Origin of the sequence: Lactobacillus colini (assembly GCF_017874575.1) — a bacterium.
Taxonomy (GTDB): Bacteria; Bacillota; Bacilli; order Lactobacillales; family Lactobacillaceae; genus Lactobacillus; species Lactobacillus colini.
This window is the reverse complement of record NZ_JAGGLU010000004.1, coordinates 93,161-117,025: the sequence shown is the minus strand read 5'-3', so window position 1 is coordinate 117,025 and position 23,865 is coordinate 93,161. Positions and strand designations below refer to the sequence as shown.

The window sequence follows — 23,865 nt, the reverse complement described above, 5'->3', positions numbered from 1 at the left end:
GTGAAATAATGCAATATACAGAAGTAATGGTTCGCTATGGCGAACTCTCTACTAAAGGTAAAAACCGTAAGGACTTCATTGGTCGTCTAGCTGGTAATATTACTAGATTGCTCAATGATTTCCCTGAAATTGAGATCCATCCTAAACATGATCGCTTGCACATTGTGCTAAATGGTGCATCATTTGAAAAGATTGATAATCGTCTTAAGCGTGTCTTTGGTATTCAAACTTATTCTCCAACTGTTAAAGTTGAAAGAGATATTGAAGCTGTAAAAAAGACAGCGCTAGAATTAATGCAGGCAACTTTTAAAGATGGAATGACTTTTAAGGTTAATACTCGTCGTAGTGATCATGAATTCGAATATGATACTAACCAAATGAATGAAATGATTGGCGATTACTTATTCGATAATATGGATAATCTTAAGGTTAAGATGAAGAAGCCTGACTTGGTCTTGCGCATTGAAGTTAGAAAAGATGCTATCTATATTTCTAACCAATTGATTAAAGGTGCCGGAGGGATGCCTGTTGGCAGTGCCGGAAAGGCAGTAATGATGTTATCAGGTGGTATTGATTCTCCAGTAGCCTCATATCTAGCACTTAAACGTGGTGTAGATATTGAAATGGTTCATTTCTTCAGTCCTCCTTATACTAGTGACAAGGCATTAGCTAAGGCTAAGGAGTTAGCTGGAATTTTGGCTAATTATTCTGGAAAGATTAATTTTATTGCGGTTCCATTTGCTGAAATTCAAGAACAAATTAAGGAGAAGTTACCGGAAGGTTACTTGATGACAATTCAGCGTCGATTCATGTTGCGTTTGGCTGATATGATTCGTGCTAAACGTGGTGGTCTTGCTATCTTCAATGGTGAATCTGTTGGTCAGGTTGCTTCACAGACTTTGGAATCAATGGCAGCAATTAATGATGTGACTACTACTCCGGTTATTCGTCCAGTAGCTACTATGGATAAGACAGAGATTATTAAGTTAGCTGAGGATATTGGTACTTTTGATTTATCAATAAAGCCATTTGAGGATTGCTGTACTATCTTTGCTCCGCCACGTCCTAAGACTAAGCCTAAGCTAGAAGAGGCTAGAAAGCTTGAAGCTAGACTTGATGTTGATGGGCTATTACAGCGTGCAATGGATGGTATTGAAGTAACACCAATTTATCCAAATGAAAAGTTCTTAAATGATAAGGCAGCAGAAGACGCTGAATTATTGTAAAATTAACGCGACAGAATTGTCGCGTTTTTTATATAAAAGGGAAATAAAATGAGAATCGATAAATATTTGGCAAATATGAATGTTGGCTCACGATCTGAAGTTCATAAACTAATTAAGCAGGGAATTGTGACTATCAATGGTCAAAAAGCTAAGACTCCCAAAGAAAAAGTGAACGAAAAAGATGAAGTTTTAGTTGATGGACAGAAAATTACTTACCAAAAATATCACTATTTCTTATTAAATAAGCCAAAAGGGGTCTTGTCAGCAACTGAAGATAAGAGCCAGAATACTGTAATTGACCTACTAAGAAAAAAAGATCAATATCAAGGAATAGCACCAGTAGGTAGATTGGATAAGGATACTACTGGCTTATTGATGCTAACTAATGATGGTCAGTTGACACATGAATTATTAGCTCCTAAAAAACACATTAACAAGATATATCGTGCGCTTATTACAGGGATGCCAGATGAGAGGACTGTAGCAACATTTGCAAGTGGAATGTCTTTAGCTGATGGTACTAAATTGAAGCCAGCAGAACTCACTATTTTAGAAAAATATCCTGATCAAGAACAAGCTAGGATCGAAGTTAATATCAGTGAGGGCAAGTACCATCAAATTAAGCGTATGTTCGGCGCTTGCGGTATGAAGGTATTAGAACTTGAAAGATTACAAATGGGCAATTTGAAACTTGATAAAGATTTGAAACGTGGTCAATATCGTGAATTAAGCTTAGATGAAGTTGAACATATTCGCTGAAGGATAGTTCATCAGGTTTTGATCAAATGCTCAATGATTATTAACAAATGCAAGTAGACAAGATGTTATTGATTAAACATTTGAAGTTATATGCAATATAAAAATAAACTAGGCTTATTTTTTAGATTTTCTAAACTGTAGTACACTAATCTTGAGAAAATTAAAAATAGGAGAAATGGATTAGTGCCAAAAGATAAAATTAAAAATTATATATTAGCATGTTTACCGTATATAATTATGCTATTAGTAATTATATATGGTATCAGCTATCAACTAGTTAATCGAGCGACGGTTGTTGGTAGTGATACAATGATTCATTTTCAGCGTTTTTATGATGCAATGGCGCAGATTAAAACTGGAAATTATTCTTATTTTCAGATGAATTATGGTCTGTATCGTACTGGTCGCGTGTTCAATGCAATTTATGGACCATTTTTTGCTTATTTAAATGGAATATTACTACTTATATGTGGTACTTGGTATCGGTTTGAGATTATATCAATTATAGCTGTTCATCTTATTGGTGCCATATCAATGTATCAGTTAAGCCTGAAGGTTAAGACTAATAAGTGGATTGCCTTATTATTGAGCTTAATTTACACAGAGAGCAACTTTGTTGTTTCTTTTGAAAGATTTAATTTTATGGGCTGGGGCGGTGCATTAGCACCACTAGTGATCATTCAGGCTGTGAATATGGTTCAAGACCACAAGCGCCCAATTCATTGGCTACAATTAGCGCTAATAATGTCTATCATAGCTCAAATACACTTGTGGTCAACTTTGATGTTAACCATTACGATTATTCCGTTTGCTATTTATGGATTAATTAAGACTATTGACAAGAAAGAAATGATTATATCTTGTTTAAAGTCTATCGGGCTTGCAATTTTGCTAACGGCGAATATTTGGGGTGCAATGTTGTTACTTTATCGTAGTAATAATTTAGCTCTACCGAATGCTCACTCTTTAAGAGGATATGCTTTTAAGATAGTTTCTGATCAGAACTTTCATGCTGCACTTCTATTGAGTACTGCAATAGTAATTATCTTACAGGCAGTATATATTCTATTTCATTTTAAGAAGATACCTCTTAATACTTTAGCTACAAGTGTTGCGGTATTTTGGCTGATTGTTGCTTCACGTTTAATGCCTTGGTTTAGACTTCAGGCTAAATATCCAAAGTTTAGGGCTTCGATTCAATTCCCATATCGCTTATCGATAGGAATATGGCCGTTGATTTTTATGGCAATTGGTATTACATTAACGCACCTGAATTTAAAGTATGGTCTCAAGGCAAAGATATTAGCGTTTATTGTATTAATCTTAATGGTAAAGCAAAATGTCGCGATTACCAGAAATTACAATAAGTTTTTTGTTGACATATACCTTAATGATAGTAAAGTAATTACCAATGGTAATTACTATAAGATGCCGAAGGATCGTGTTCAGTTCAGAAATATTCTGTATAAAACTAATAGTCGAAAATTACTAGACCTATCATTACGAGCGCAACCTGATTACTTACCAGCTAAGACATCAGCAACTAATGATATTTTTGAACAGCAAGTACTAAAGCAACTAAAGTATTATAAGTATAAGGTTAAAGGTGATAGGTTATATCTTTTTTGGCAAAGTAAAAATACTAAGAAACGTTACTTACCGATTGTGATGTATAGTCAATCGCATTTAATAGTTAATGGCAAAGATGCAACCGATGTAACTAAGAATAAGATTTATCAGCCATATGTTCAAAGTGGAGTTGGTAGTAATTCAGCTATATTATATTTTATAGCTCCAACTTGGTTTTGGATCTTAATGTGGCTTAGCATCTTATCTTGGCTATGGTTGTTAGTTTATGGTATTAAAAAATCTTTTCATCGAAGTAAGCATCTTTTTTCTTAGCTAGTAAAATGCTATAATCATAAACAAAGCAACAATCAAGAGGTGTTACTTTCATTAACAGAGAAAGGTCACAACGCTGAGAGGCTGGAGAGTAACTAGTAGCTTGATTAGCTAGTAGATTGAACTTTAAGTAGGTCTACTCGGACACTTCAGCACCGTTATCGCTTATAAGAGAAGTGCTAATGCACTTAATATAGGTGGTACCGCGGTTAGTGAATCGTCCTAGACATTATGTCTGGGGCTTTTTTTATGGAGGAATTTTAATGACAGATTTAGCACCTAAATATAACCCAACAGAGGTTGAAAAGGGTAGATATCAGACTTGGCTTGATGAAGATTTATTCAAGCCATCAGGTGATAAGAAAGCTCACCCATATTCAATTGTTATCCCGCCACCAAATGTTACTGGTAAGTTGCACCTAGGTCATGCTTGGGATACTGCTATTCAAGATACCTTAATTCGCTATAAGCGTATGCAAGGTTATGATGCCTTATATCTTCCAGGAATGGATCATGCTGGTATTGCAACTCAGGCTAAAGTTGAAGCTAAGCTTCGCGCCCAAGGTAAAGATCGCCATGAAATGGGGCGTGAAGCCTTTGTGAAGCAAGTTTGGGATTGGAAAGATGAATATGCAGGTATCATCAAGAGCCAATGGTCTAAGCTTGGTTTATCTTTAGACTACTCTAGAGAAAGATTTACCCTTGATAAGGGACTCTCTAAGGCTGTTAGGAAGGTCTTCGTTCAGCTTTATAATGAAGGACTTATCTACCGTGGTGAATATATTATCAACTGGGATCCAGCTCTTCAGACAGCCTTAAGCGATATTGAAGTTATTCACAAAGATGATAATGGTGCCTTTTACCACATTAAGTATCCATTTGCTGATGGTTCAGGATTCGTAGAAATTGCCACTACTCGTCCAGAAACTATGTTTGGTGATACTGCAGTAGCAGTAGCTCCTGGTGATGAAAGATACAAGGATATTGTTGGTAAGGAACTAATCTTGCCAATTGTTGGTCGTCATATTCCAATTATTGAAGACCAACACGTAGATCCAGAATTTGGTACTGGGTTGGTTAAGATTACTCCAGCTCATGACCCTAACGACTTCCAAGTAGGTAACCGTCATAATTTGGAGAGAATTAACGTTATGAATGATGATGGTACCATGAATGAAGAAGCTGGTAAATATGCTGGTATGGATCGCTTTGAAGCTCGTAAGGCATTAGTTAAAGACCTTAAAGAAGAAGGTTACCTAATTAAAGTTGAACCAATTGTTCACTCAGTAGGCCACTCAGAGCGTTCTGGAGTTCAAGTTGAACCTCGTCTTTCTAAACAATGGTTTGTTAAGATGAAGCCGTTGGCAGATAAAGTTCTTGAAAACCAAAAGGCTGAAGGCAAAGTTAACTTCGTTCCTGACAGATTTGAGCATACTTTAGAGCAATGGATGAGTGATGTTCATGATTGGTGTATCTCTCGTCAATTATGGTGGGGACACCGAATTCCAGCATGGTACAACAAGAAGACTGGTGAAACCTACGTAGGCGAAGAGGCTCCTAAAGATATTGAAAACTGGGAACAAGATTCAGATGTCTTAGATACTTGGTTCTCAAGTGCTTTATGGCCATTTTCTACTATGGGCTGGCCTGACACTGAAAGTAGCGACTTTAAGCGTTACTTCCCAACTAATGCCCTAGTTACTGGTTATGATATTATCTTCTTCTGGGTTTCCAGAATGATCTTCCAAAGTCTTCACTTTACTAAAGAGCGTCCATTTAAAGATGTTGTCCTACACGGTTTAATTCGTGATGAACAAGGCCGCAAGATGAGTAAATCTCTTGGTAACGGAATTGATCCAATGGACGTTATTGATAAGTATGGTGCTGATGCTCTTCGTTGGTTCTTGCTTAATGGTACTGCTCCTGGTCAAGACACTCGTTTCAGCTATACTAAGATGGATTCTGCTTGGAACTTCATCAACAAGATTTGGAATGCAAGTCGTTTTGTAATTATGAACTTGCCAGAAGATGCTCAACCTGCTCACATGCCAGATACTGATAAGTTTGATTTAGCAGATAAGTGGATCTTTGATCGTTTGAACCACACTGTTGCTGAAGTTACCCGTTTATTTGATGAATATCAATTTGGTGAAGCGGGTCGTGAACTATATAACTTTATTTGGAATGACTTCTGTGATTGGTATATTGAAATTTCTAAAGTTGCTCTAAATGGCGACGATGAAGAATTAAAGACTCGCAAGCAAGAGAACTTGATTTGGATTTTAGATCAAATTTTACGTTTGATGCATCCAATTATGCCATTTGTAACTGAAAAACTATGGTTATCAATGCCACATGATGGCGAGAGTATCATGGTTGCTGATTATCCAGTTATCCACAAGGAATTCGATAATAAGCAGGCTGATGAAGAAATGGGCTTCTTGATTGAAGTAATCAAGGCAGTACGTAATATTCGTATGGAAGTTAATGCACCAATGTCATCTAAGATTGATATTCTAATTCAGCTAGATGAAGCAGCTAATAAGCATATCCTAGACGAAAATGTTGAATATGTAGAGAACTTCTTGCATCCTAAGACTTTAGAAGTTGCTACTGATATTGAAGCTCCTAAGCTTGCTAAGACAGCAGTTATTTCAGGTGCCCAGATTTTTGTTCCATTAACTGAATTGGTAAATGTTGATGATGAAATTGCCAAAATGGAAAAAGAAGAAAAACGCCTTGAGAGTGAAGTTGAACGCGCAAATAAAAAGCTCTCTAATGAAGGATTTGTAGCTCATGCACCAGAAGCAGTCATTGAAAAGGAAAAGACCAAGTTAGCAGATTACGAAAGTCAACTGGCAGGTGTTCGTCAACGTATTCAAGAATTAAAGGATAGTCACTAATGAATTATCAAGAAGTCATTGAAAAGATTGAACACTTGCCACATTTACATGAAAAAAATGACTTGTCCTATATTCGTAAGATCTTACATAAATTAAATAATCCTCAAGATAAAGTTAAGACCATACATGTAACAGGTACTAATGGCAAGGGATCGACTTCTTATTACTTGAGTAATTTATTACAAAAGGCTGGTCAAAAAACCGGCCTTTTTGTATCGCCATACATTATGAAGTTTAATGAACGTATCCAAGTTAATGGTCAAGATATTAGTAATCAAGAACTGGTTACTGGTTTTAAACAGGTGTCTAATGCAATTAGGGATATTCGTAGACAGGATCCAGGCTTTAATTTGGTTACTTTTGAATTTGAAGTTGCTTTAGCATTCTGGTTTTTTGCTTATAAAAAATGCGATTATGCTGTCATTGAAGTTGGTATTGGTGGTGAGCATGATAAGACTAATGTAATTGTACCGGAAGTTAGTGTGATAACGACTATAGGACTAGATCATGAAAAGATTATTGGCCCAACTATCCAGGATATTGCTCATGAAAAAAGTGGTATTATTAAAAAAAATAAGCCTCTTGTTTTAGGGAATATTCCTAGTAATGTAAGGGATATTTTATTAAGTAAGGCTAGGTTAGAGCATTCTTCTGTATATGAATTAGGGAAGCAGTTTAAAGTACAATCCAGAGAAAAGATCTATTATCATGATAGCGATTATTATGAGTTTAATCTGCGACCCTTAGTAGAAAGCTATGACATTGCGGTTAGTCTAAAGGCTTTCTCTTTATTGGGCTTTAGATTACCAAAAATAGCAGTAGAGCAAGCAATTAATCAAACTCAAATTCCAGGACGGTATCAGATTTTGAATGAAACACCCTTAATAATTGCAGATGGTGCTCATAATATCCAGGCTGTAAGTAATTTATTAACCTTTGTTAGGAAGCATACCTCAGGACAATTGCATTTTTTGATTGGAATGATGAAGGATAAAGACTTGCAAGAAGTCTTTGCTTTGTTTAAGCCAAATGAAAGAATTATTTTAACTAGGATAGATTATCCTCGTGCCGCTGAAAAGAAAGACTTCCCATTAAATATTCAAGAGAAATCGGAGTATATTTCTGATTATCGACAGGCTTTTGAAACTGCTAAAGAAGAACTAAATGCAGATGATACTTTAGTTATAACTGGCTCGTTTTATTTGGTTGGCGCTGTTTTAAACTATTTGGAAGGTAATTAATATGAAAGTACAGGGAATTAAAGATGATATAGAAGGTATCATTTTTGACATGGATGGCTTATTAGTAAATTCTGAATATTTATATTGGCAGGCTAATATTCAAGCTGCTAAAGAAGATGGGTTAGCTATTCCTGAAGATTCTTATTTAAAATTGGTAGGAGCTAGCGTTAGCGCAATGGAAAAGTTCTATCATCAATATTTTAAAAGTAAAAGCCAACGTGACGACTTCATTAAGCGTACTGATGACTTGGTTGAAAAATGGACTGATGAAGGTAAACTAAAGTTGCGTCCCGGTGTTCAAGATGCTTTAAATAAGTTTAAGCAAGCTAATGTGAAACTAGCAATTGCATCTAGTAATTATGAGCGGGTTATTGAACATAATTTACAAGTGACTAAAACTAGGAGTTACTTTGAGTTCCACTTAAGTTATGATGATGTCAAAAGACAGCATGTTAAAGCTAAGCCTGCCCCTGATATTTACTTGCTAGCACAAGAAAAAATATCAATTCCAAAAAATAATATCTTGGTATTTGAAGATTCTTCCACTGGCGTTGCTGCGGCAAAGTCTGCAGGTTTAAAATGTGTTATGATTCCTGACCTAAAGCCAGCGACAGAGTTGGATAAGAAGAATGCAACTATGATATTAAAAAATTTTTTTGAATTTTTAAAAATAATTAGCTAGTTTTAGCGTAAATAATGGTGAAAGGAGAATTCAAACAATGAATTTATACGAAGACAACCATTATTTACTTCACACTGACAAGCAATTAATTGCCAAATTAAAAGAGGTGATGGAGCAAAGAGAGATCGATAGTATCGATAGGCTTTTAGAAAAGGCAACAGCTAAAAATATCAGATCACTTAATGATTTATGGGATTTTGTGACAGGTCCTGATTGTGATGAAGAATTAGCACTGTGTGTAAAGTCGCTAGTTCATCGCATTAAGAGACTCCATAATGAGAGGATCGAAGCGTTCACTTCAAGTGCCCAATTGGGTTATTATCTGCAAGATAAGTTCTGTGGTAGTGAACAAGAAAAAGTATATGCACTATTTCTTGATTCCAAAAATAAAGTAATTGCAGAAAAAATGATTTGTGAAGGAACATTGAATCGCTCAATTATTCATCCGCGTGATATTTTTCGCAGGGCAGTAATATATAATTGTTGTTCCTTTGTCTTGGCGCATAATCATCCTAGTGGTGATGATAACCCATCTAAGCAAGATATTGACTTTACTAATAAAGTCAAGCAGGCAAGTAAGATGATGGGAATAGAGTTTTTGGATCATTTCGTGGTTTCTGATACTGATTATTTTAGTTTTAGAGAGGCGGAACTTCTTTAAGGCTTTATTAATTGTCTTTTCTTAAGTCAAACTTTTAATTTTGTATGCTATAATAGCATGGACTAAATAAAGAGATACGATTTAGGCTAAATAAAAAGAATAACAATTATTAAGGAGAGATTTGGCGTGTTTGGATTAGGATCTAAAAACATAGGTATTGATTTGGGAACTGCCAACACACTTGTTTATATTGAAGGTAAGGGTATTGTTTTGCGTGAGCCTTCAGTTGTGGCTAAAAATACCCAAACCGGTGAAATTATTGCAGTTGGTTCTGAAGCTAAAGAAATGATTGGTAGAACTCCAGGTTCTATTAGAGCTATCAGACCAATGAAGGACGGAGTTATTGCTGATTACGATACCACTGCCGCCATGCTTAAATATTTCATGGAAAAAACTGTCGGCAACTCAAAGCCCGCAGTTATGATTTGTGTGCCATCAGGCGTTACTGAAGTTGAGAAGCGAGCTGTAATTGATGCGGCTAGAGTGGCGGGAGCTAGAGAAGCTTACGTTATCGAAGAGCCATTTGCTGCAGCTATTGGTGCTGGGCTTCCTGTTATGGACCCAACTGGATCAATGGTTGTTGATATTGGTGGTGGTACTACTGATGTTGCTACTATTTCATTAGGTGGCATTGTTTCATCTCGCTCGACAAGAATTGCTGGTGATAAGTTTAGTAGTGCGATTGCTAATTATATTCATCAAAACTTCAACTTATTAATTGGTGAGAGAACTGCAGAAGCAATCAAGATTCAAGTAGCTTCTGCCTCTGTAGAGAAGGCTAAAGAAATTGAATCAATGAGTATTCGTGGTCGTGATTTAGTAACTGGCTTGCCTAAGTCAATTGATATTGAAGCAGTTGATGTTGCTAAGGCTATTCAAGAATCTGTACAAAGCATTATTGTGGCTATCAAAGAGACTCTTGAAGAAACATCCCCAGAAATTGCAGCTGACGTTATTGATCATGGTATTGTCTTGACTGGTGGTGGAGCATTACTTAAGAATCTTCCTGCTATCATTTCTGATGCAACTAAGGTTCCTGTATTTATAGCCCAAGATCCACTTGATTGTGTTGCAATTGGTACCGGTGAGTCTCTCAAGAATATTGAAGTTATGCGTAAAAGACGTTAATGATAAGCCGGCTTGATGCCGGCTTTTCTTTTTTAGGAATTGTATCTAGATGAAGAACTTTTTTAAAAACAAAAAAATATTAGCCACTTTTATTGTAGTTATAGTAATTTTGAGTATGTTGACAATTTCTGTAAATTTAAGAAATCGCCGTTCAGCACCGACTTTTGTTCAAAAATTAGGTAACGATACAATCGCAATTGTGGCTCGAGTAGTTAAATGGCCTGTTAGCTTGTTTACTGGTAGTATAGATAGTGTACAGGATTTAATTGATACCCAAAATGAAAATGATCATTTAAGAAAGCAGATTGATAATCTTGCTCAAACTAAGGCACGTAATAGTGCGCTTGAGGATGAAAATACGCAGCTAAAGCAAGCATTAAAGCTAAAAAGTACTCTATCTGATTACAATATTGTTAATGGCTCAGTAATTTCTCGTTCACCAGATACCTGGTCAGACTTATTAATAATTAACCAAGGAGCCCAGTCAGGTATTAAAAAGAATATGGCAGTCATGTCAGGACCAGGAGTGATTGGTAGGATTGTAGAGGTTAATCGTACTTCTTCTAAAGTAGAACTGATAACAAGTACAGATAAGTCAGCTAATCGCTTTGCAGTTGAAGCAGATGCCGCAGATGGAAAAAAAGTGCACGGAATTATTTCTGTTACAAGCGGAAATGAATTAGCTTTCACCCAAGTGGTTGATGGTCGCAAGTTGAAGAGGGGCACACGTGTCTATACTAGCGGAATGGGAGGTCGCTCCCCTAAAGGTTTGCTAGTAGGTACAGTAAAGAAAACAACTAGAGATAGTTACGGCTTATCTGATGTAATTGAAATCAAACCTGCTGGTAACATCAATAGTCCATCTATTATTACTGTTATTAAGAGAAAGGTGGCCGATTAATGCGTATTTTGCGTGAGTGGTATGTCGCAATTGCCTTATTGGTTGCCTTAGTTTTAGATGGTGTAATTGCCTTTTATGCTCAAGGAATTATTTTTAAAGGTACTTATGGAGCAAGTTGCTGGTTCACCATTATCGGCATAGTATTAATGGGATTATGTGATGATCGCAATGACTCTAATATCTGGCTAGTCTTTGGAATAGGAATTGTTGCTGATCTATATTACTTAGGCTTTTTAGGTGTTTATACGGTAGCGTTCCCAGCGGTATATTTCTTAGCTAAGAGTGTTGCTAGATTTTTACCAGAGATATTTTGGGCTAGGTTAATGGTAAGTTTAGCAGCATATCTTCTATTGGATGCATATTTATTCTTAGCTTACAGTATAGCTGGAACAATAAGCTTGCCAATATCTAGTTTGTTGATGAGTATTTTACCAAGTTGGGGGATGTGTTTAATTATCTTCTTAATAACATATAGTTTTTGGATTTGGCTCATTAACAAATATCCCTTCCTTAAACCAGAAAATAGATTTTATTGATAAAAAAATGCTGATAATCTTCGTTGTCGAATACAAACGCTGATTATCGGCATTTTTTAGTTAGAACTATTGAAACATGAATTGGATAACCGTTACAAGGACACCGGCCAAAGTAATAATAGCCATTAGCCAAGCCATAACGATAGTTAATTTTTGAAAGGGTGACTTTTTCTTTTTTTTACGCATTAATTGTGCCTCCTAGTTGAATTCATTCTAGCGTATGATAACACAATTTGCAATTTTGACTCCATATAAAATAAAAATAAGGTAAAATTAAACAGATGGAGGAATTGATAATGCAACTTTTGTGGATTTTTCTTGTACCTGTAATTGGTATTCTGAGTGCAGGAGCTTTGGGAAGGATATTTCCTAAGGCTCAATTTAAAGGATATGATGTCTTACCATTCTTTTTTATTGTGGCTTGTCAGCTAATCACAAATTATAAAAAAGAGCCGACGTTCTTACCTTATGGATTATGGGTATATTTTATCTTGGTTGTAATTGTGGCTGTCTTTATCGCTATTCGCAACAAAAATATTTCAATGGGAAGTACAATTAGAATTTTATGGGACTATTTAGTTATGTGCTCAGTTTTTTGGTATATTGGCTTGATAGTTCTGTTACTTTTGGACTAAAATCTTGAAATTTTCTAACTTTATGAAAGCCTTGTGAAGTATAGATTTACAGGGCTTTTTCTTTTGTCAAAAAATTAGTATAAGTTTTTTTAACAATTAATAAAATAATTTACTATCGTTATGGTAGAAAGTGGGGAATTGTGGTAAATTATTCATGAAAGGGGGTTAATCCATGTTCATGGGTGAATACCACCACAATCTGGATAACAAAGGCCGACTAATTATTCCGGCGAAATTTCGAAATCAGATTGGTAATCTTATTGTATTTACCCGTGGAATGGAAGGTTGTATCTTCGGTTATCCGATTAGTGAATGGCAGAAGATAGAAACTAAGTTGGCCCAACTTCCACTGACTAGAAAAAACGCACGAAATTTTATGCGCATTTTCTATTCAGGTGCGATGGAAACTAATTTTGATAAGCAAGGACGCGTAAATTTAACTTCAACTTTAAAAGAGTATGCAGATTTAAAGCAAGAGTGTATTATTATCGGCGTTTCTAATAGAATCGAAATCTGGAGTGCTGAACGCTGGCAGAAGTTTTCTGATCAGGCTAGTGAGGACTATGATGACATCGCAGAGAACTTGGACGACATTGACTTTTAATTATGGAATTCAAGCATACAAGTGTTTTATTACACGAAACTATTGATAATTTAAATCCTAAAGATGGCGGCATATATGTTGATGCAACATTTGGTGGCGGTGGTCATACAAGATATTTATTAAGTAAGCTGAACTATGGAACTGTGATTGGTTTTGATCAAGATGAATATGCAATCAAGACAGCACAGGATAATTTTAGTAATGAATTGCAAGATGATAGCAAGTTAAAATTGATCCTAGTTCATGATAACTTCTGCCATTTAAAGGAGAACCTAGATAAGTTAGGTTTTCAAGATAGAATTGATGGTATCTTTTATGATTTGGGTGTGTCATCTCCTCAGTTTGATCAACCAGAGAGGGGATTTTCTTACCGTTTTAATGCACGATTAGATATGAGAATGGATCAAAGCCAAGAATTAGATGCCTATACGATTGTTAATACTTGGTCACAAAAAGAGATAAGTGACCTTTTGTATCAATATGGTGATGAAAAGTTTTCTCGTCAAATTGCTAGAAAAATTATTGACCATCGTCAAAAAAGTCCAGTTGAAACAACTTTTGATCTAGTCGATATTATCAAGGAAGCAATTCCTGCTTATGCACGTCGTAACGGTGGTCATCCTGCTAAGAAGAGCTTTCAGGCTATTAGAGTAGCAGTGAATCGAGAGTTAGATGTTTTAAAAGAGTCGCTAAAAGAAGCAGTAGATATTTTAAAACCTGGTGGTCGAATTAGTGTTATCACCTTTCAATCTCATGAGGATAAAATCGTCAAGAAATTATTTAAAAAATATTCTGAAGTGGAGATTCCACGTGGAATGCCAATGGCACCTGAGGATAGTAAGCCGATTTTACACTTAGTTAGTCGTAAACCGATTATGGCAACTGAGGCTGAACTTGAGCACAATAATCGCTCACACAGTGCAAAATTAAGAGTAGCAGAAAAAATATAAGTAAGTATTTAAGGAGAAAAAAATGGCTGATAGCTCAGCAAGAAATTATAATTATAATACTCAAAATATAAATCAACAGACTGAGCAGCCACAGCAAAAGATTGTTCTTAATGCCGGCAAGGTTCCGGTTAGTAGGTTAGAAAAATTTATTATTGTAGTTGGCGCTTTATTAAGCTTAGGAATGATGTTTTTGTTAGTTTCAGCTACTGTAGCTCAAACTAGTGCTCAACATGATTTAGCAAATATTGAACAAAAAATTAGCTCAAAGCAGTCAAGTAATACTGATTTACGCCAAGAAATTGGTGAAATGACCTCTACTAAGAGAATGAATAAAATTGCTCGTCAACAAGGTTTAAGCTCAATTGAAAATAATCTTAGGAATGTTCGTTAATGAAGAAAAGTAAAAAAAGTATATCCAAAGCCTACGGCTATCGCTTTACAGTGGGAAGAATCCTTCAAATAGTCTTAGCTTTGGTTTTTCTTGTGTTTGTAGGAAGATTTTTATATATTGGTATTTCTAATCGTGTTTCTGGTGAAGATCTCTCCAAGAGAGCTAAAGAGCTTTACCAAAGAAATGAAGTAATCAAAGCAACAAGAGGAACCATTTATGATAAGAATGGTTTAACTATTGCAGAAGATTCACATGTTTTTACAATTTATGCAATTTTGGACAAGACCTCAATAGATTATCATGATAAGCCAATGTATGTTGTCGATAAACATAAGACTGCAAAAGAACTAGCAAAAGTTTTACCAATTAGTGAAGAAAAGATATATAAATATCTAAATCCTAAGCAAAAGGTTTATCAAGTTGAATTCGGAGCAGGAGGATCTAACTTAAGTCTTTCCGAAAAGCAAGAAATAGAGAAGATGAAGTTACCCGGAATTAAGTTCGTTGAAACTCCTTCAAGGCTCTATCCTAATGGTAGGTTTGCTTCCCATATTGTTGGACTGGTAACCCCTAAGCATAGTTCTACTGAGAATACTAGTTCTACTAACTTAGTTGGAACAATGGGTATTGAACAATATTTTAATAAGCAATTATCTGGAACAGATGGCTATCGGCAAGCACTTGTAGACGCAGATAATTATCAAATGCCTAATAGCGATCATATTTATAAACCTGCTAAAGATGGGGATAATCTTTACTTAACTATAGATTCGCAATTGCAAACATATTTAGAGTCTTTAATGGACCAAGTTCAAAAACAATACGATCCCAAAACAATGACTGCAGTAGTTGAGGACTTGAAGACCGGTCAAATTATGGCTGCTTCGCAGCGACCAACTTTTGATCCCCAGACCAAGAAGGGATTAAATTCAAACTGGCGTAATATTTTAGTTCAAGATGCCTATGAGCCTGGTTCTGTTTTTAAGATTTTGACTTATGCTTCAGCTATTCAAAGTGGTAACTATAATCCTAATGCATATTACCGTTCAGGTGCGGTTAGAGTTCAGGATGCAACAATTCACGACTGGAATAATGTCGGTTGGGGAACAATTCCATTTAGTCAGGCTTTTCCAAGATCAAGTAATGTAGGATTCACTTATTTAGAACAAAAGATGGGGCTTAAGACTTGGAAGAAGTATTTAAAGAAATTCAGAGTAGGTCAAAAAACAGGTATAACCTTACCTGGTGAAAATCCTGGTTTAGTGTCAATTACTAGTCGCTTAGATGGAGCTGTTACTTCATTTGGTCAGGGGGTAAATGTGAATGTAATGCAAATGATGCAAGCATTCAGCTCTGTTGCTAATAATGGTCAAATGATCAAACCTCAACTTGTTAATAAGATTACCTCCCCAACAGGAAAAACACTTTCTAGTTATAAAGTTAAAAAAGTCGGCCAACCTATTTTTTCAGCATCGACGGCAAAGGTAATTCTTAGTTCTATGAAGGATACTATTAATAAAAACTATGGTACAGGTACAGCTTATAAAATACCTGGTAAAAGTATTGGCGTAAAAACGGGTACTGCACAAATTGCAGCTCCTGGTGGTGGCTATCTTAAAGGCCAGAAAAATTATATTTTTTCTGTTGTAGGTATAACATCACTTAAGAATCCGCGTTACTGTGTCTATATTACTATTCGTCAGCCGAGAAACATGGGTAAGTCTGCTGAAACAATGTTAGCTTCTATTTTTAAACCTCTAATGTCACGCGTAATTACTAGTGCAGAGGATGATGATATTAAGTCTGCAGCTGAGTCAGTGACAGTCCCTCAATTAAATGGTAAAAAAATTTCTAAGGCTAAATCTGAAGCCCAAAGTAGCGGTCTATCAGTTGAAGTAATTGGTAACGGAAACCAAGTTTTACGTCAATCTTTGAATTATAATTCTAAAGTTGAGTTAAATTCTAAAATTTTTCTATTTACTGGCGGCACAATTAAATGTCCAAATATGAATGGTTGGAGTCGAACAGAAGTAGAAACGTTTAGCGCAAGTTCGGGAATTCCAATTTCTATTTCGGGTAGAGGTTCCGTATCAAAGCAAAGTATCAAAGCAGGTAAAGTAATTAATGCACGCAGTAAACTAAAAGTTAATTTAAAGTAAAAAAAGTTAAAGGAGCAAAAAATGCAATATAGTTTGATACCGTTTGTAAGTAGTTTTGCATTAACGGTAATAGTTCTACCATTGTTTATTGGTTTTATGAGAATGCACCATGAAGGACAGCAAATTCGTGATGAAGGTCCAAAATGGCATGAAAAGAAATCCGGTACCCCAACAATGGGAGGAGTAGTATTTAATTTAGCAAGTATTATTTCTGCAATTTGGGTAGGTTTTTGGCAACATAACTTCAATAAGTCAATTTGGATTTTAATAATTGCCTTCTTCGGGTATGGCTTGATTGGCTTTTTGGATGATGGTCTTAAGTTATTTTATAAGCGTAATTTAGGATTAAGAGCATGGCAAAAGTTGCTAGGTCAAATTATTATTGCAGCAGTCATTATTCTGGTTGCATTTAGTGATCATTTTAATACTGGTATTTACGTACCATTCTTTGGCATTGTAACTAGTGTAGTTTTGTTCTGCTTATTTATTTTATTTTGGTTGGTTGGCTTTTCAAATGCAGTCAACTTATCTGATGGTTTAGATGGTCTGGCAACAGGATTATCTATCATAGCTTACGGGACTTATGCTTATATGGCATACAGACAGGATAACTGGGCTGTAGTTATCTTTACTATGGCCGTTATTGGTGGATTAGTTGGCTTCTTAATTTTTAATCATAAACCAGCTAAAATTTTTATGGGCGATGCTGGTTCATTGGCACTTGGTGGTGGTTTAGCTGCTGTGTCAATACTGTTACACCATCCGTGGTCGTTATTATTAATTGGTATTGTATTTGTTTGTGAAACTGCAAGTGTAATTTTACAGGTTATATCTTTCCAAACCACTGGAAAGCGTATCTTTAAGATGACACCAATTCACCATCATTTTGAGATGTTAGGTTGGTCAGAATGGAAAGTAGATATTGTATTTTGGATTGTGGGTCTTATTGGAAGTATTATTTATCTTGTAATCTGGGGTTAGTTAAGTAAAATGAAGCAAATTAAAACATATGAAAACAAAAACATTTTGATTTTAGGATTAGGTAAGAGTGGCTTCGCAGTTGCAAAGCTTTTATTAAAACTAGGCGCTAGAATAACCTTAAATGATAAGAAGGATTTAAGTAGCGATAAAAAAGCTTCTGAGTTAGAAGAATTAGGCATTCGCGTTATTTCAGGATATCATCCAGTAGAGATTTTTGATAATGAAAATTTTGATTATCTGGTAAAGAATCCAGGAATTCCATATGAAAATCCTATGGTTCAAAAAGCTCAAACTATGAATATCCCTGTAATCACTGAACCAGAGATAGCTCTTGCAGTTAGTGAAGCGCCATATGTATGTGTAACTGGTTCAAATGGTAAGACGACAACGGTTATGCTTACCCAACAAATTATGGATCATTATCTAGCTTCTAAGGGTCATCATGCATATGCAGTTGGGAATATTGGAGTACCTATCTCCGAGGTAGTTGAAAAAGCAACTGCTGATGATTTGTTAGTTGTTGAAATGTCAAGTTTTCAATTATTGGGTGTAACTGATATTAAACCAAAGGTTGCAGCTATTGTAGATATATATAATAACGTTCACCTTGACTACCATAAAACTTTTGAAAATTATGTTAATGCTAAGTTACGAATTACCCAATCACAAGATGAAAGTGACTATTTAATTGCTAACTATGACCAAAAAGACATTCTAGCTAAAGAAAAAATAAAGACTAAGGCAAAGATAATTACATTTTCTGAAACTGATACAGCCGCTGACTATTTCATTGGTAAACAATATTTGGAAAGTCATACTGATCATAAAATTATGAAAATTGATGATATAAAAATCCCAGGTATTCACAATCAACAAAATAGTTTGGTTGCTATTGCCATTGCTAAGATTATGGGAGCTAACGACGATGATATTCAAACTGTATTATCTAGTTTTGCTGGGGCTAAACACCGTCTTCAATATGTAATGACTTATGAAAGTCGTAAAATTTATAATGATTCTAAATCAACAAATATTGAAGCCGCTTCAGTAGCTATTCCCTCATTTAACCAGCCAGAAGTATTGATTGCTGGAGGATTAGATCGTGGCTTTACATTTGATGATTTGGTACCATTGTTTAAAGACCATGTTAAGTCAATTGTTTTATATGGTGAAACGCGATATTTATTAGCTGATGCTGCAAGGAAAGCCGGTATTAAGGATATTGTTATCGTTAATACCTTGCAAGAGGCTGTTCCTAGGGCATATGAGTTAACTAGCCCAGGCGATGTTTTATTATTCTCACCTGCTTGTGCGTCTTGGGATCAGTTTAATACTTTCGAACAACGTGGCGACTTTTTTGTACAATTTGTAAAGGAATTAAAGACAAAATAAAATGAGAATTATTTTTTCTGGTGGCGGTACTGGCGGTCACATTTATCCAATTATGGCGTTAATTGAGCGTCTTAAAGAGCGTAAGTTAGTTACTGATAATGACATTCTTTTTGTAGGAACACAAAAAGGGTTAGAATCTAAAATCGTTCCTGCAGCAGGAGTTCCATTTAAGACCTTAAAGATTCAGGGCTTTGATAGACGACATATTTTAAAAAATTTTGAAACGATAGATTTATTTATCAAAGCTACTAAGCAGGCAAAGCAGATTATTAGAGATTTTAAACCAGATATAGTTTTCGGAACTGGTGGTTATGTTTCTGGGGCGATTGTTTATGAAGCGGCTAAGATGCATATTCCAACAGTCATTCATGAGTCTAATTCCGTAGTTGGTTTAGCAAATAAGTTTTTGGGTCATTATGTGAATAAAATATGCTATACATTTGATGATGCGGCTCAACAGTTTTCTGAAAAGAAAAAACTAGTTAAGACAGGTAATCCTCGCTCTCAACAAGTTTTAGGGCTCAATGCAGAAAAAGTTGATATTCAAAAAAAATGGGGATTAGATCCACAAGTATCAACTATTCTCATTTTTGGTGGCTCAAGGGGTGCCTTAGCAATTAATAATATTGTTGAAAAATCTTTACCGGAATTAGAAATTAAGCCTTATCAAATAATCTGGGCAACAGGTCAATTATATTATGAAGGCATTAAACAACGCCTTGCCAATCAAGTATTAGGCGATAATATTAAAGTGGTGCCATATATTGAGAACATGCCCGGCTTATTACCACAAATGACTTGTGTAGTTTCTCGCTCAGGTGCAACGAGCTTAGCAGAATTTACTGCATTAGGAGTCCCAGTTATATTAATTCCAAGTCCTAATGTTACTCATAATCATCAAATGAAGAATGCACTAGACATGGAGAAGGCTGGTGGTGCTTTAGTTATTGCAGAAAATGACTTGAATCCCAATAATTTCGTTTCGTCAATAGATCATATATTACTTGATACTGAATATGCTAAAAAGATGAGTGTAGCATCTAAAAAAATGGGAGTTCCTGATGCTTCTGATCAAGTAATAAAGGTAATGCAAGATTTAATCGCAAGTAAAGAAAACTAAAAGGTAGGTGAGGCAATTGGCTAACAAAAATATAACAAGGAAAAATCCCAAAAAGGAAATATCGGGATGGCTTGATTATCAGCATAAATCTCCTAATGGGAGAAAGAAGAAGGTCTCTGCCTCACTAAAAAAATTACAGGCTGAAAGACGACGGGCGCTTTTAACAAGATTAGGTCTAATTATTTTTGTTTCGCTAGGTTTTATTCTTGTTTTAGGTTATTTTATTTCTCCTATTTCCAATGTAAAGAGTGTTAGAGTTTTAGGAGCAAGTGAAATAAATAGTAATCAAATTGTTAAAGTTACTGGCATTACAGCGCAAGACAAAGTTATATCAACTCTTTTTAATAAAAATAAATATAATGATAAGTTAAAGAAATATTTTCCAGAAGTAAAAAGTGTCGGTTTTCATGTAAGAAGTATGAATAATTTAGTGATCCAAATAAAGCAACGACCCGCAATTGGTTATGTTCATGAAAAAGATGGTTATCGCCAAATTTTGTCTGATGGGAAATTGAGTACTCATTATGTTTCAACTTCAAAAATTGATCATTCTAAACCAATATTTGAGGGTTATAGTAGTCATTATCAATTGATAGAAGATTTAAAAATTTATTCACACTTATCGGAAAGTATTAAAAACAAAGTAAAGATGATTGACGGTAATACTGAACGGTCAACACAAATTATTTTGGTGATGAAAGATAATAATATAGTTATTGGTAATGTTTCTACTATTATTGATAAAATGAATAAGTATTACATCCCTATTAAAGAACAACTAAAGAAACCATCGGTCATTGACTTTGAAATTGGAGCCTTTAGTCGTGAGATGACCGATAAAGAAAAGAAATTAGCTGGTTTAACAGGTTAACTTTAACTATACGCAAGTATAAGTGTTATGTTAAAATCTTAAATAAAGATATATTTTTTTGGGGGCATTGTCTTGAATAAATCGAATTTACTTGTTGGCCTAGATATAGGCACAACAAGTGTAAAAGCTGTTGTAGCCGATACTTCATCAAAAGAATTACGCATAATTGGTGCTGCCAATGAACCCACTTCAGGTATGCGACATGGTAAGATTGTTGATATTGATGAAACAGCGGCTAGTATTTCTGGAGCATTAAAAAAAGTAGCACAAAAAACTAATTCTAAGATTTCTAGAATTGTAACAGGGATTCCTGTGGGCTTGTTGCAACTCGAAAATGCTACTGGATTAATTAATATTGGCGAGCAAGGTCAAGAAGTAGGCGATAATGATGTTAAGCGTGTCTTATCAGCTGCTATTAGCGCTGCATTGAAGGATGGCAGGCAGCCAATTGCATTCTTGCCAAGTAAGTTTTTAATTGATGGCAGAACTGATGTTGATGATCCGCGCAAAATGATAGCGCATTCTTTAGAGGTGCATGGTATTTTACTGACTGCACCAACTGCTGATTTACATAATATTCGTAAAGCTATTGAAAAAACAGGATATCAAAATAACTTCTTCGTACCAACTCCTTTAGCGATTGCAAGCATCGCTTTAGATGAAGGAGAGAGGACATTTGGTGCAATTATTCTAGATTTAGGTGGCGGAACGACTACTGCAACAGTCATTCATGAAAACAAGATTAAATACGCTACGATTGATTTAGAAGGTGGTATCGATATTACCAATGATATTTCTGCAGTTTTGAATACATCTCGCAAGGAAGCTGAGAAAATAAAAATTGAATTCGGCTACTCTGATCCAGAGTTAACGTCTGCTGATAATCAATTTCCAGTTAAGGTTGTTGGTGAAAGTGCTCCTAAGATGATTGATGAAGAATATCTTAGTGAAATAATTAATGCACGTATTGATCAGATTCTTACTCGTGTAGGGAAGGGCTTGAATGACCATGATGCCTTCACGCTCCCAGGTGGCGTTGTGATTACTGGTGGCACAAGTGCCTTGCAAGGAATAGACGATTTAGTTAAGAGTAGCTTTAACATAAAGACTAGAATCTTTCAGCCTGATCAAATGGGATTACGTAATCCGATGTATACCGCAGGCTTTGGTGTAGTAAATTATGCTTATAACTTAGATGATATTGATTATTTGGTAAATAGTGTAATTTATGGTGGAGATGTATTGCCGGCAGTTCCTCATACATCGGACTCAGAACCTAGAGAAAACAAGTTTTTCAAAAGTCAGGCAACTAGTAGTGAAATAGTCGAAAAAGAAGATTATAATAATAACAAGGTGGCATCTGTTAATCCGAGAATGACGGATGAAGGTGTTAAAAAGACTAAAAAAGATAACAAAAAAGGATTCAAAGAATTCTTTAAAAAGTTCTTTGATTAATAAGGTGGTTTAGTAATGGATTTTACTTTCGATTCTGATGACAATAAAAATGCAGTCATTAAAGTAATCGGTGTTGGTGGTGCAGGTGGTAACGCTGTTAACCGTATGATTGATGAAGGTGTACAAGGAGTATCCTTTATTGCGGCTAACACTGATGTACAAGCATTAAATAGTAATAAGGCTGAGAATAAGATTCAACTTGGACCTAAATTGACTAGAGGATTAGGTGCAGGTTCTCACCCTGAAGTTGGGCAAAAGGCTGCTGAGGAAAGTCAGCAAACAATTGAAGACTCTTTGAAGGGCGCAGATATGATCTTTATTACTGCCGGAATGGGTGGTGGTACTGGTACTGGCGCAGCACCGGTCATTGCTAAAATTGCACGCGAGACTGGTGCTTTAACAGTTGGTGTTGTAACTCGTCCATTTACTTTTGAGGGTCCTAAGAGATCAAAGAATGCAGCTGAAGGAATTAGCCAATTAAAACAATATGTAGATACTTTGGTTATTATTGCTAATAACAGATTGCTTGAAATGGTTGATAAAAAGACCCCAATGATGGATGCATTTAAAGAAGCAGATAATGTATTACGCCAAGGTGTACAAGGTATTTCTGACCTGATTACTTCAACTGACTACGTTAACTTGGACTTTGCTGACGTTAAGACAGTTATGGAAAACCAGGGTGCTGCGCTAATGGGAATCGGTCGTGCTAGTGGTGAAAATAGGACTGTTGAAGCAACTAAACTTGCTATTTCTTCACCATTATTAGAAGTTTCTATTGACGGTGCTAAACAAGTCTTACTCAACATTACAGGTGGACCAGATCTAACCTTGTTTGAGGCTCAAGATGCTTCTGATATCGTATCTAAAGCTGCTGGTGATGGAGTCAACATTATCTTTGGTACTTCAATAAATGCAAACTTAGGTGATGAAGTGGTTGTTACTGTAATTGCAACCGGTATTGATTCTAAGGTTGAAGAAGAAGCTTCTCGCCAGCCAATGCGCCGTCCTGCTAGACGTACTTCAACTACTCCTGCTGATTCAGCCGATAATTCATCTGCTGACAAGGTAGCTCCGGTTAAGCAGGACCAAGCACCTACTCAACCAGTTGAGCATGAAGAAAGTAGAGCAGTTGATAATTCTGATGCATTATTAGATCCAACTAGTGTATGGAAGCAAGATACTGCTAAGAGTAATCGTCCTGAACAGCCAATTCAAAAGCCACAAGCACAAGATCAAGATAGTTTTGATTCATTTAGTTCAGATGAACAAAGTAGTATTTCACAAATTGAAACTAGTGTAGATGACGATTCAAGTGATATTCCATTCTTTAAACATCGTCGTAAAAACTAGTTTAGAGAGGAGAAT

Annotated in this window: 22 protein-coding genes; 21 read left to right on the top strand and 1 reads right to left on the bottom strand. The window is 35.6% G+C overall.

Going from position 1 to position 23,865, the window contains the following annotated elements; genetic code table 11:
- The first annotated feature begins 8 nt into the window (after nucleotides 1-8).
- The 10 genes from thiI (at nucleotide 9) to mreD (ending at nucleotide 11,939) form a co-directional block, all read left to right on the top strand.
- Nucleotides 9-1,226 carry a tRNA uracil 4-sulfurtransferase ThiI gene (gene thiI / locus J2Z60_RS04900; RefSeq protein ID WP_209686561.1) on the top strand — a complete coding sequence of 406 codons (1,218 nt, stop codon included), beginning with the start codon at nucleotides 9-11 and terminating at the stop codon, nucleotides 1,224-1,226.
- Nucleotides 1,227-1,274: 48 nt separating this feature from the next.
- On the top strand, nucleotides 1,275-1,985 hold the full coding sequence (locus J2Z60_RS04895) for a pseudouridine synthase (RefSeq protein ID WP_209686560.1): 711 nt from the start codon (nucleotides 1,275-1,277) through the stop codon (nucleotides 1,983-1,985).
- 183 nt (nucleotides 1,986-2,168) lie between these two features.
- Nucleotides 2,169-3,887, top strand: coding sequence for a cell division protein (locus J2Z60_RS04890; RefSeq protein ID WP_209686559.1), 1,719 nt, complete (start codon nucleotides 2,169-2,171; stop codon nucleotides 3,885-3,887).
- A 263-nt stretch (nucleotides 3,888-4,150) separates the two neighbouring features.
- Nucleotides 4,151-6,790: a valine--tRNA ligase gene (locus J2Z60_RS04885; RefSeq protein ID WP_209686558.1), complete on the top strand. Its 2,640-nt coding sequence runs from the start codon at nucleotides 4,151-4,153 to the stop codon at nucleotides 6,788-6,790.
- On the top strand, nucleotides 6,790-8,031 hold the full coding sequence (locus tag J2Z60_RS04880) for a bifunctional folylpolyglutamate synthase/dihydrofolate synthase (RefSeq protein WP_209686557.1): 1,242 nt from the start codon (nucleotides 6,790-6,792) through the stop codon (nucleotides 8,029-8,031). The genes J2Z60_RS04885 and J2Z60_RS04880 overlap by 1 nt, the downstream gene beginning before the upstream one ends.
- Nucleotide 8,032: 1 nt before the next feature.
- The gene (locus tag J2Z60_RS04875; protein WP_209686556.1) at nucleotides 8,033-8,713 is read left to right on the top strand and encodes an HAD family hydrolase; all 681 of its coding nucleotides are present in this window, start codon (nucleotides 8,033-8,035) and stop codon (nucleotides 8,711-8,713) included.
- A 37-nt stretch (nucleotides 8,714-8,750) separates the two neighbouring features.
- On the top strand, nucleotides 8,751-9,374 hold the full coding sequence (locus J2Z60_RS04870; RefSeq protein ID WP_209686555.1) for a JAB domain-containing protein: 624 nt from the start codon (nucleotides 8,751-8,753) through the stop codon (nucleotides 9,372-9,374).
- A gap of 126 nt (nucleotides 9,375-9,500) precedes the next feature.
- Nucleotides 9,501-10,502, top strand: coding sequence for a rod shape-determining protein (locus J2Z60_RS04865; protein WP_342590244.1), 1,002 nt, complete (start codon nucleotides 9,501-9,503; stop codon nucleotides 10,500-10,502).
- A 49-nt stretch (nucleotides 10,503-10,551) separates the two neighbouring features.
- Nucleotides 10,552-11,403: a rod shape-determining protein MreC gene (gene mreC, locus J2Z60_RS04860; protein WP_209686554.1), complete on the top strand. Its 852-nt coding sequence runs from the start codon at nucleotides 10,552-10,554 to the stop codon at nucleotides 11,401-11,403.
- On the top strand, nucleotides 11,403-11,939 hold the full coding sequence (gene mreD, locus J2Z60_RS04855) for a rod shape-determining protein MreD (RefSeq protein WP_209686553.1): 537 nt from the start codon (nucleotides 11,403-11,405) through the stop codon (nucleotides 11,937-11,939). The genes mreC and mreD overlap by 1 nt, the downstream gene beginning before the upstream one ends.
- Nucleotides 11,940-12,005: 66 nt before the next feature.
- On the opposite strand, the gene J2Z60_RS04850 is transcribed toward mreD, so the two are convergent.
- Entirely contained in the window at nucleotides 12,006-12,125 is a 120-nt protein-coding gene (locus J2Z60_RS04850) for a DUF4044 domain-containing protein (protein ID WP_209686552.1), read from the bottom strand.
- Between the two features lie 110 nt (nucleotides 12,126-12,235).
- On the opposite strand from J2Z60_RS04850, the gene J2Z60_RS04845 reads away from it, so the two are divergent.
- The 11 genes from J2Z60_RS04845 to ftsZ all read left to right on the top strand — a co-directional run bounded on the left by J2Z60_RS04845 (nucleotide 12,236) and on the right by ftsZ (nucleotide 23,850).
- Entirely contained in the window at nucleotides 12,236-12,574 is a 339-nt protein-coding gene (locus tag J2Z60_RS04845; RefSeq protein ID WP_209686551.1) for a DUF3397 family protein, read from the top strand.
- A 172-nt stretch (nucleotides 12,575-12,746) separates the two neighbouring features.
- The gene (gene mraZ, locus J2Z60_RS04840; protein WP_209686550.1) at nucleotides 12,747-13,178 is read left to right on the top strand and encodes a division/cell wall cluster transcriptional repressor MraZ; all 432 of its coding nucleotides are present in this window, start codon (nucleotides 12,747-12,749) and stop codon (nucleotides 13,176-13,178) included.
- 2 nt (nucleotides 13,179-13,180) lie between these two features.
- On the top strand, nucleotides 13,181-14,128 hold the full coding sequence (rsmH, locus tag J2Z60_RS04835) for a 16S rRNA (cytosine(1402)-N(4))-methyltransferase RsmH (RefSeq protein WP_209686549.1): 948 nt from the start codon (nucleotides 13,181-13,183) through the stop codon (nucleotides 14,126-14,128).
- Between the two features lie 22 nt (nucleotides 14,129-14,150).
- On the top strand, nucleotides 14,151-14,519 hold the full coding sequence (gene ftsL / locus J2Z60_RS04830) for a cell division protein FtsL (protein ID WP_209686548.1): 369 nt from the start codon (nucleotides 14,151-14,153) through the stop codon (nucleotides 14,517-14,519).
- A complete protein-coding gene (locus J2Z60_RS04825; RefSeq protein WP_209686547.1) occupies nucleotides 14,519-16,678 on the top strand; it encodes a penicillin-binding protein in 2,160 nt (719 codons plus the stop codon). Before ftsL ends, J2Z60_RS04825 begins: the two co-directional genes overlap by 1 nt.
- A gap of 21 nt (nucleotides 16,679-16,699) precedes the next feature.
- Complete coding sequence (mraY, locus tag J2Z60_RS04820; RefSeq protein ID WP_209686546.1) at nucleotides 16,700-17,659, top strand: phospho-N-acetylmuramoyl-pentapeptide-transferase; 960 nt, start codon at nucleotides 16,700-16,702, stop codon at nucleotides 17,657-17,659.
- A gap of 9 nt (nucleotides 17,660-17,668) precedes the next feature.
- Nucleotides 17,669-19,051 (top strand): UDP-N-acetylmuramoyl-L-alanine--D-glutamate ligase, encoded by a 1,383-nt coding sequence (murD, locus tag J2Z60_RS04815; RefSeq protein ID WP_209686545.1) that lies wholly within the window; start codon nucleotides 17,669-17,671, stop codon nucleotides 19,049-19,051.
- Between the two features lies 1 nt (nucleotide 19,052).
- Nucleotides 19,053-20,171: an undecaprenyldiphospho-muramoylpentapeptide beta-N-acetylglucosaminyltransferase gene (murG, locus tag J2Z60_RS04810; protein ID WP_209686544.1), complete on the top strand. Its 1,119-nt coding sequence runs from the start codon at nucleotides 19,053-19,055 to the stop codon at nucleotides 20,169-20,171.
- Between the two features lie 7 nt (nucleotides 20,172-20,178).
- On the top strand, nucleotides 20,179-21,042 hold the full coding sequence (locus J2Z60_RS04805) for a cell division protein FtsQ/DivIB (protein ID WP_342590243.1): 864 nt from the start codon (nucleotides 20,179-20,181) through the stop codon (nucleotides 21,040-21,042).
- A 72-nt stretch (nucleotides 21,043-21,114) separates the two neighbouring features.
- Nucleotides 21,115-22,497 (top strand): cell division protein FtsA, encoded by a 1,383-nt coding sequence (gene ftsA, locus J2Z60_RS04800; RefSeq protein ID WP_209686542.1) that lies wholly within the window; start codon nucleotides 21,115-21,117, stop codon nucleotides 22,495-22,497.
- 15 nt (nucleotides 22,498-22,512) lie between these two features.
- Nucleotides 22,513-23,850, top strand: a complete 1,338-nt coding sequence (ftsZ, locus tag J2Z60_RS04795; protein ID WP_209686541.1) for a cell division protein FtsZ — start codon at nucleotides 22,513-22,515, stop codon at nucleotides 23,848-23,850.
- The last annotated feature ends 15 nt before the right edge of the window (nucleotides 23,851-23,865 follow it).

Excerpts from the sequence above, each read along its gene's own strand:
- mreD (WP_209686553.1), top strand. The coding sequence starts at position 11,403 with ATGCGTATTTTGCGTGAGTGGTATGTCGCAATTGCCTTATTGGTTGCC.
- J2Z60_RS04825 (WP_209686547.1), top strand. The coding sequence starts at position 14,519 with ATGAAGAAAAGTAAAAAAAGTATATCCAAAGCCTACGGCTATCGCTTT.
- ftsL (WP_209686548.1), top strand. The coding sequence starts at position 14,151 with ATGGCTGATAGCTCAGCAAGAAATTATAATTATAATACTCAAAATATA.
- J2Z60_RS04895 (WP_209686560.1), top strand. The coding sequence starts at position 1,275 with ATGAGAATCGATAAATATTTGGCAAATATGAATGTTGGCTCACGATCT.
- J2Z60_RS04845 (WP_209686551.1), top strand. The coding sequence starts at position 12,236 with ATGCAACTTTTGTGGATTTTTCTTGTACCTGTAATTGGTATTCTGAGT.
- J2Z60_RS04875 (WP_209686556.1), top strand. The coding sequence starts at position 8,033 with ATGAAAGTACAGGGAATTAAAGATGATATAGAAGGTATCATTTTTGAC.
- J2Z60_RS04870 (WP_209686555.1), top strand. The coding sequence starts at position 8,751 with ATGAATTTATACGAAGACAACCATTATTTACTTCACACTGACAAGCAA.
- mreC (WP_209686554.1), top strand. The coding sequence starts at position 10,552 with ATGAAGAACTTTTTTAAAAACAAAAAAATATTAGCCACTTTTATTGTA.
- rsmH (WP_209686549.1), top strand. The coding sequence starts at position 13,181 with ATGGAATTCAAGCATACAAGTGTTTTATTACACGAAACTATTGATAAT.
- J2Z60_RS04850 (WP_209686552.1), bottom strand. The coding sequence starts at position 12,125 with ATGCGTAAAAAAAAGAAAAAGTCACCCTTTCAAAAATTAACTATCGTT.
- thiI (WP_209686561.1), top strand. The coding sequence starts at position 9 with ATGCAATATACAGAAGTAATGGTTCGCTATGGCGAACTCTCTACTAAA.
- J2Z60_RS04880 (WP_209686557.1), top strand. The coding sequence starts at position 6,790 with ATGAATTATCAAGAAGTCATTGAAAAGATTGAACACTTGCCACATTTA.
- murD (WP_209686545.1), top strand. The coding sequence starts at position 17,669 with ATGAAGCAAATTAAAACATATGAAAACAAAAACATTTTGATTTTAGGA.
- mraY (WP_209686546.1), top strand. The coding sequence starts at position 16,700 with ATGCAATATAGTTTGATACCGTTTGTAAGTAGTTTTGCATTAACGGTA.
- murG (WP_209686544.1), top strand. The coding sequence starts at position 19,053 with ATGAGAATTATTTTTTCTGGTGGCGGTACTGGCGGTCACATTTATCCA.
- mraZ (WP_209686550.1), top strand. The coding sequence starts at position 12,747 with ATGTTCATGGGTGAATACCACCACAATCTGGATAACAAAGGCCGACTA.
- J2Z60_RS04885 (WP_209686558.1), top strand. The coding sequence starts at position 4,151 with ATGACAGATTTAGCACCTAAATATAACCCAACAGAGGTTGAAAAGGGT.
- ftsZ (WP_209686541.1), top strand. The coding sequence starts at position 22,513 with ATGGATTTTACTTTCGATTCTGATGACAATAAAAATGCAGTCATTAAA.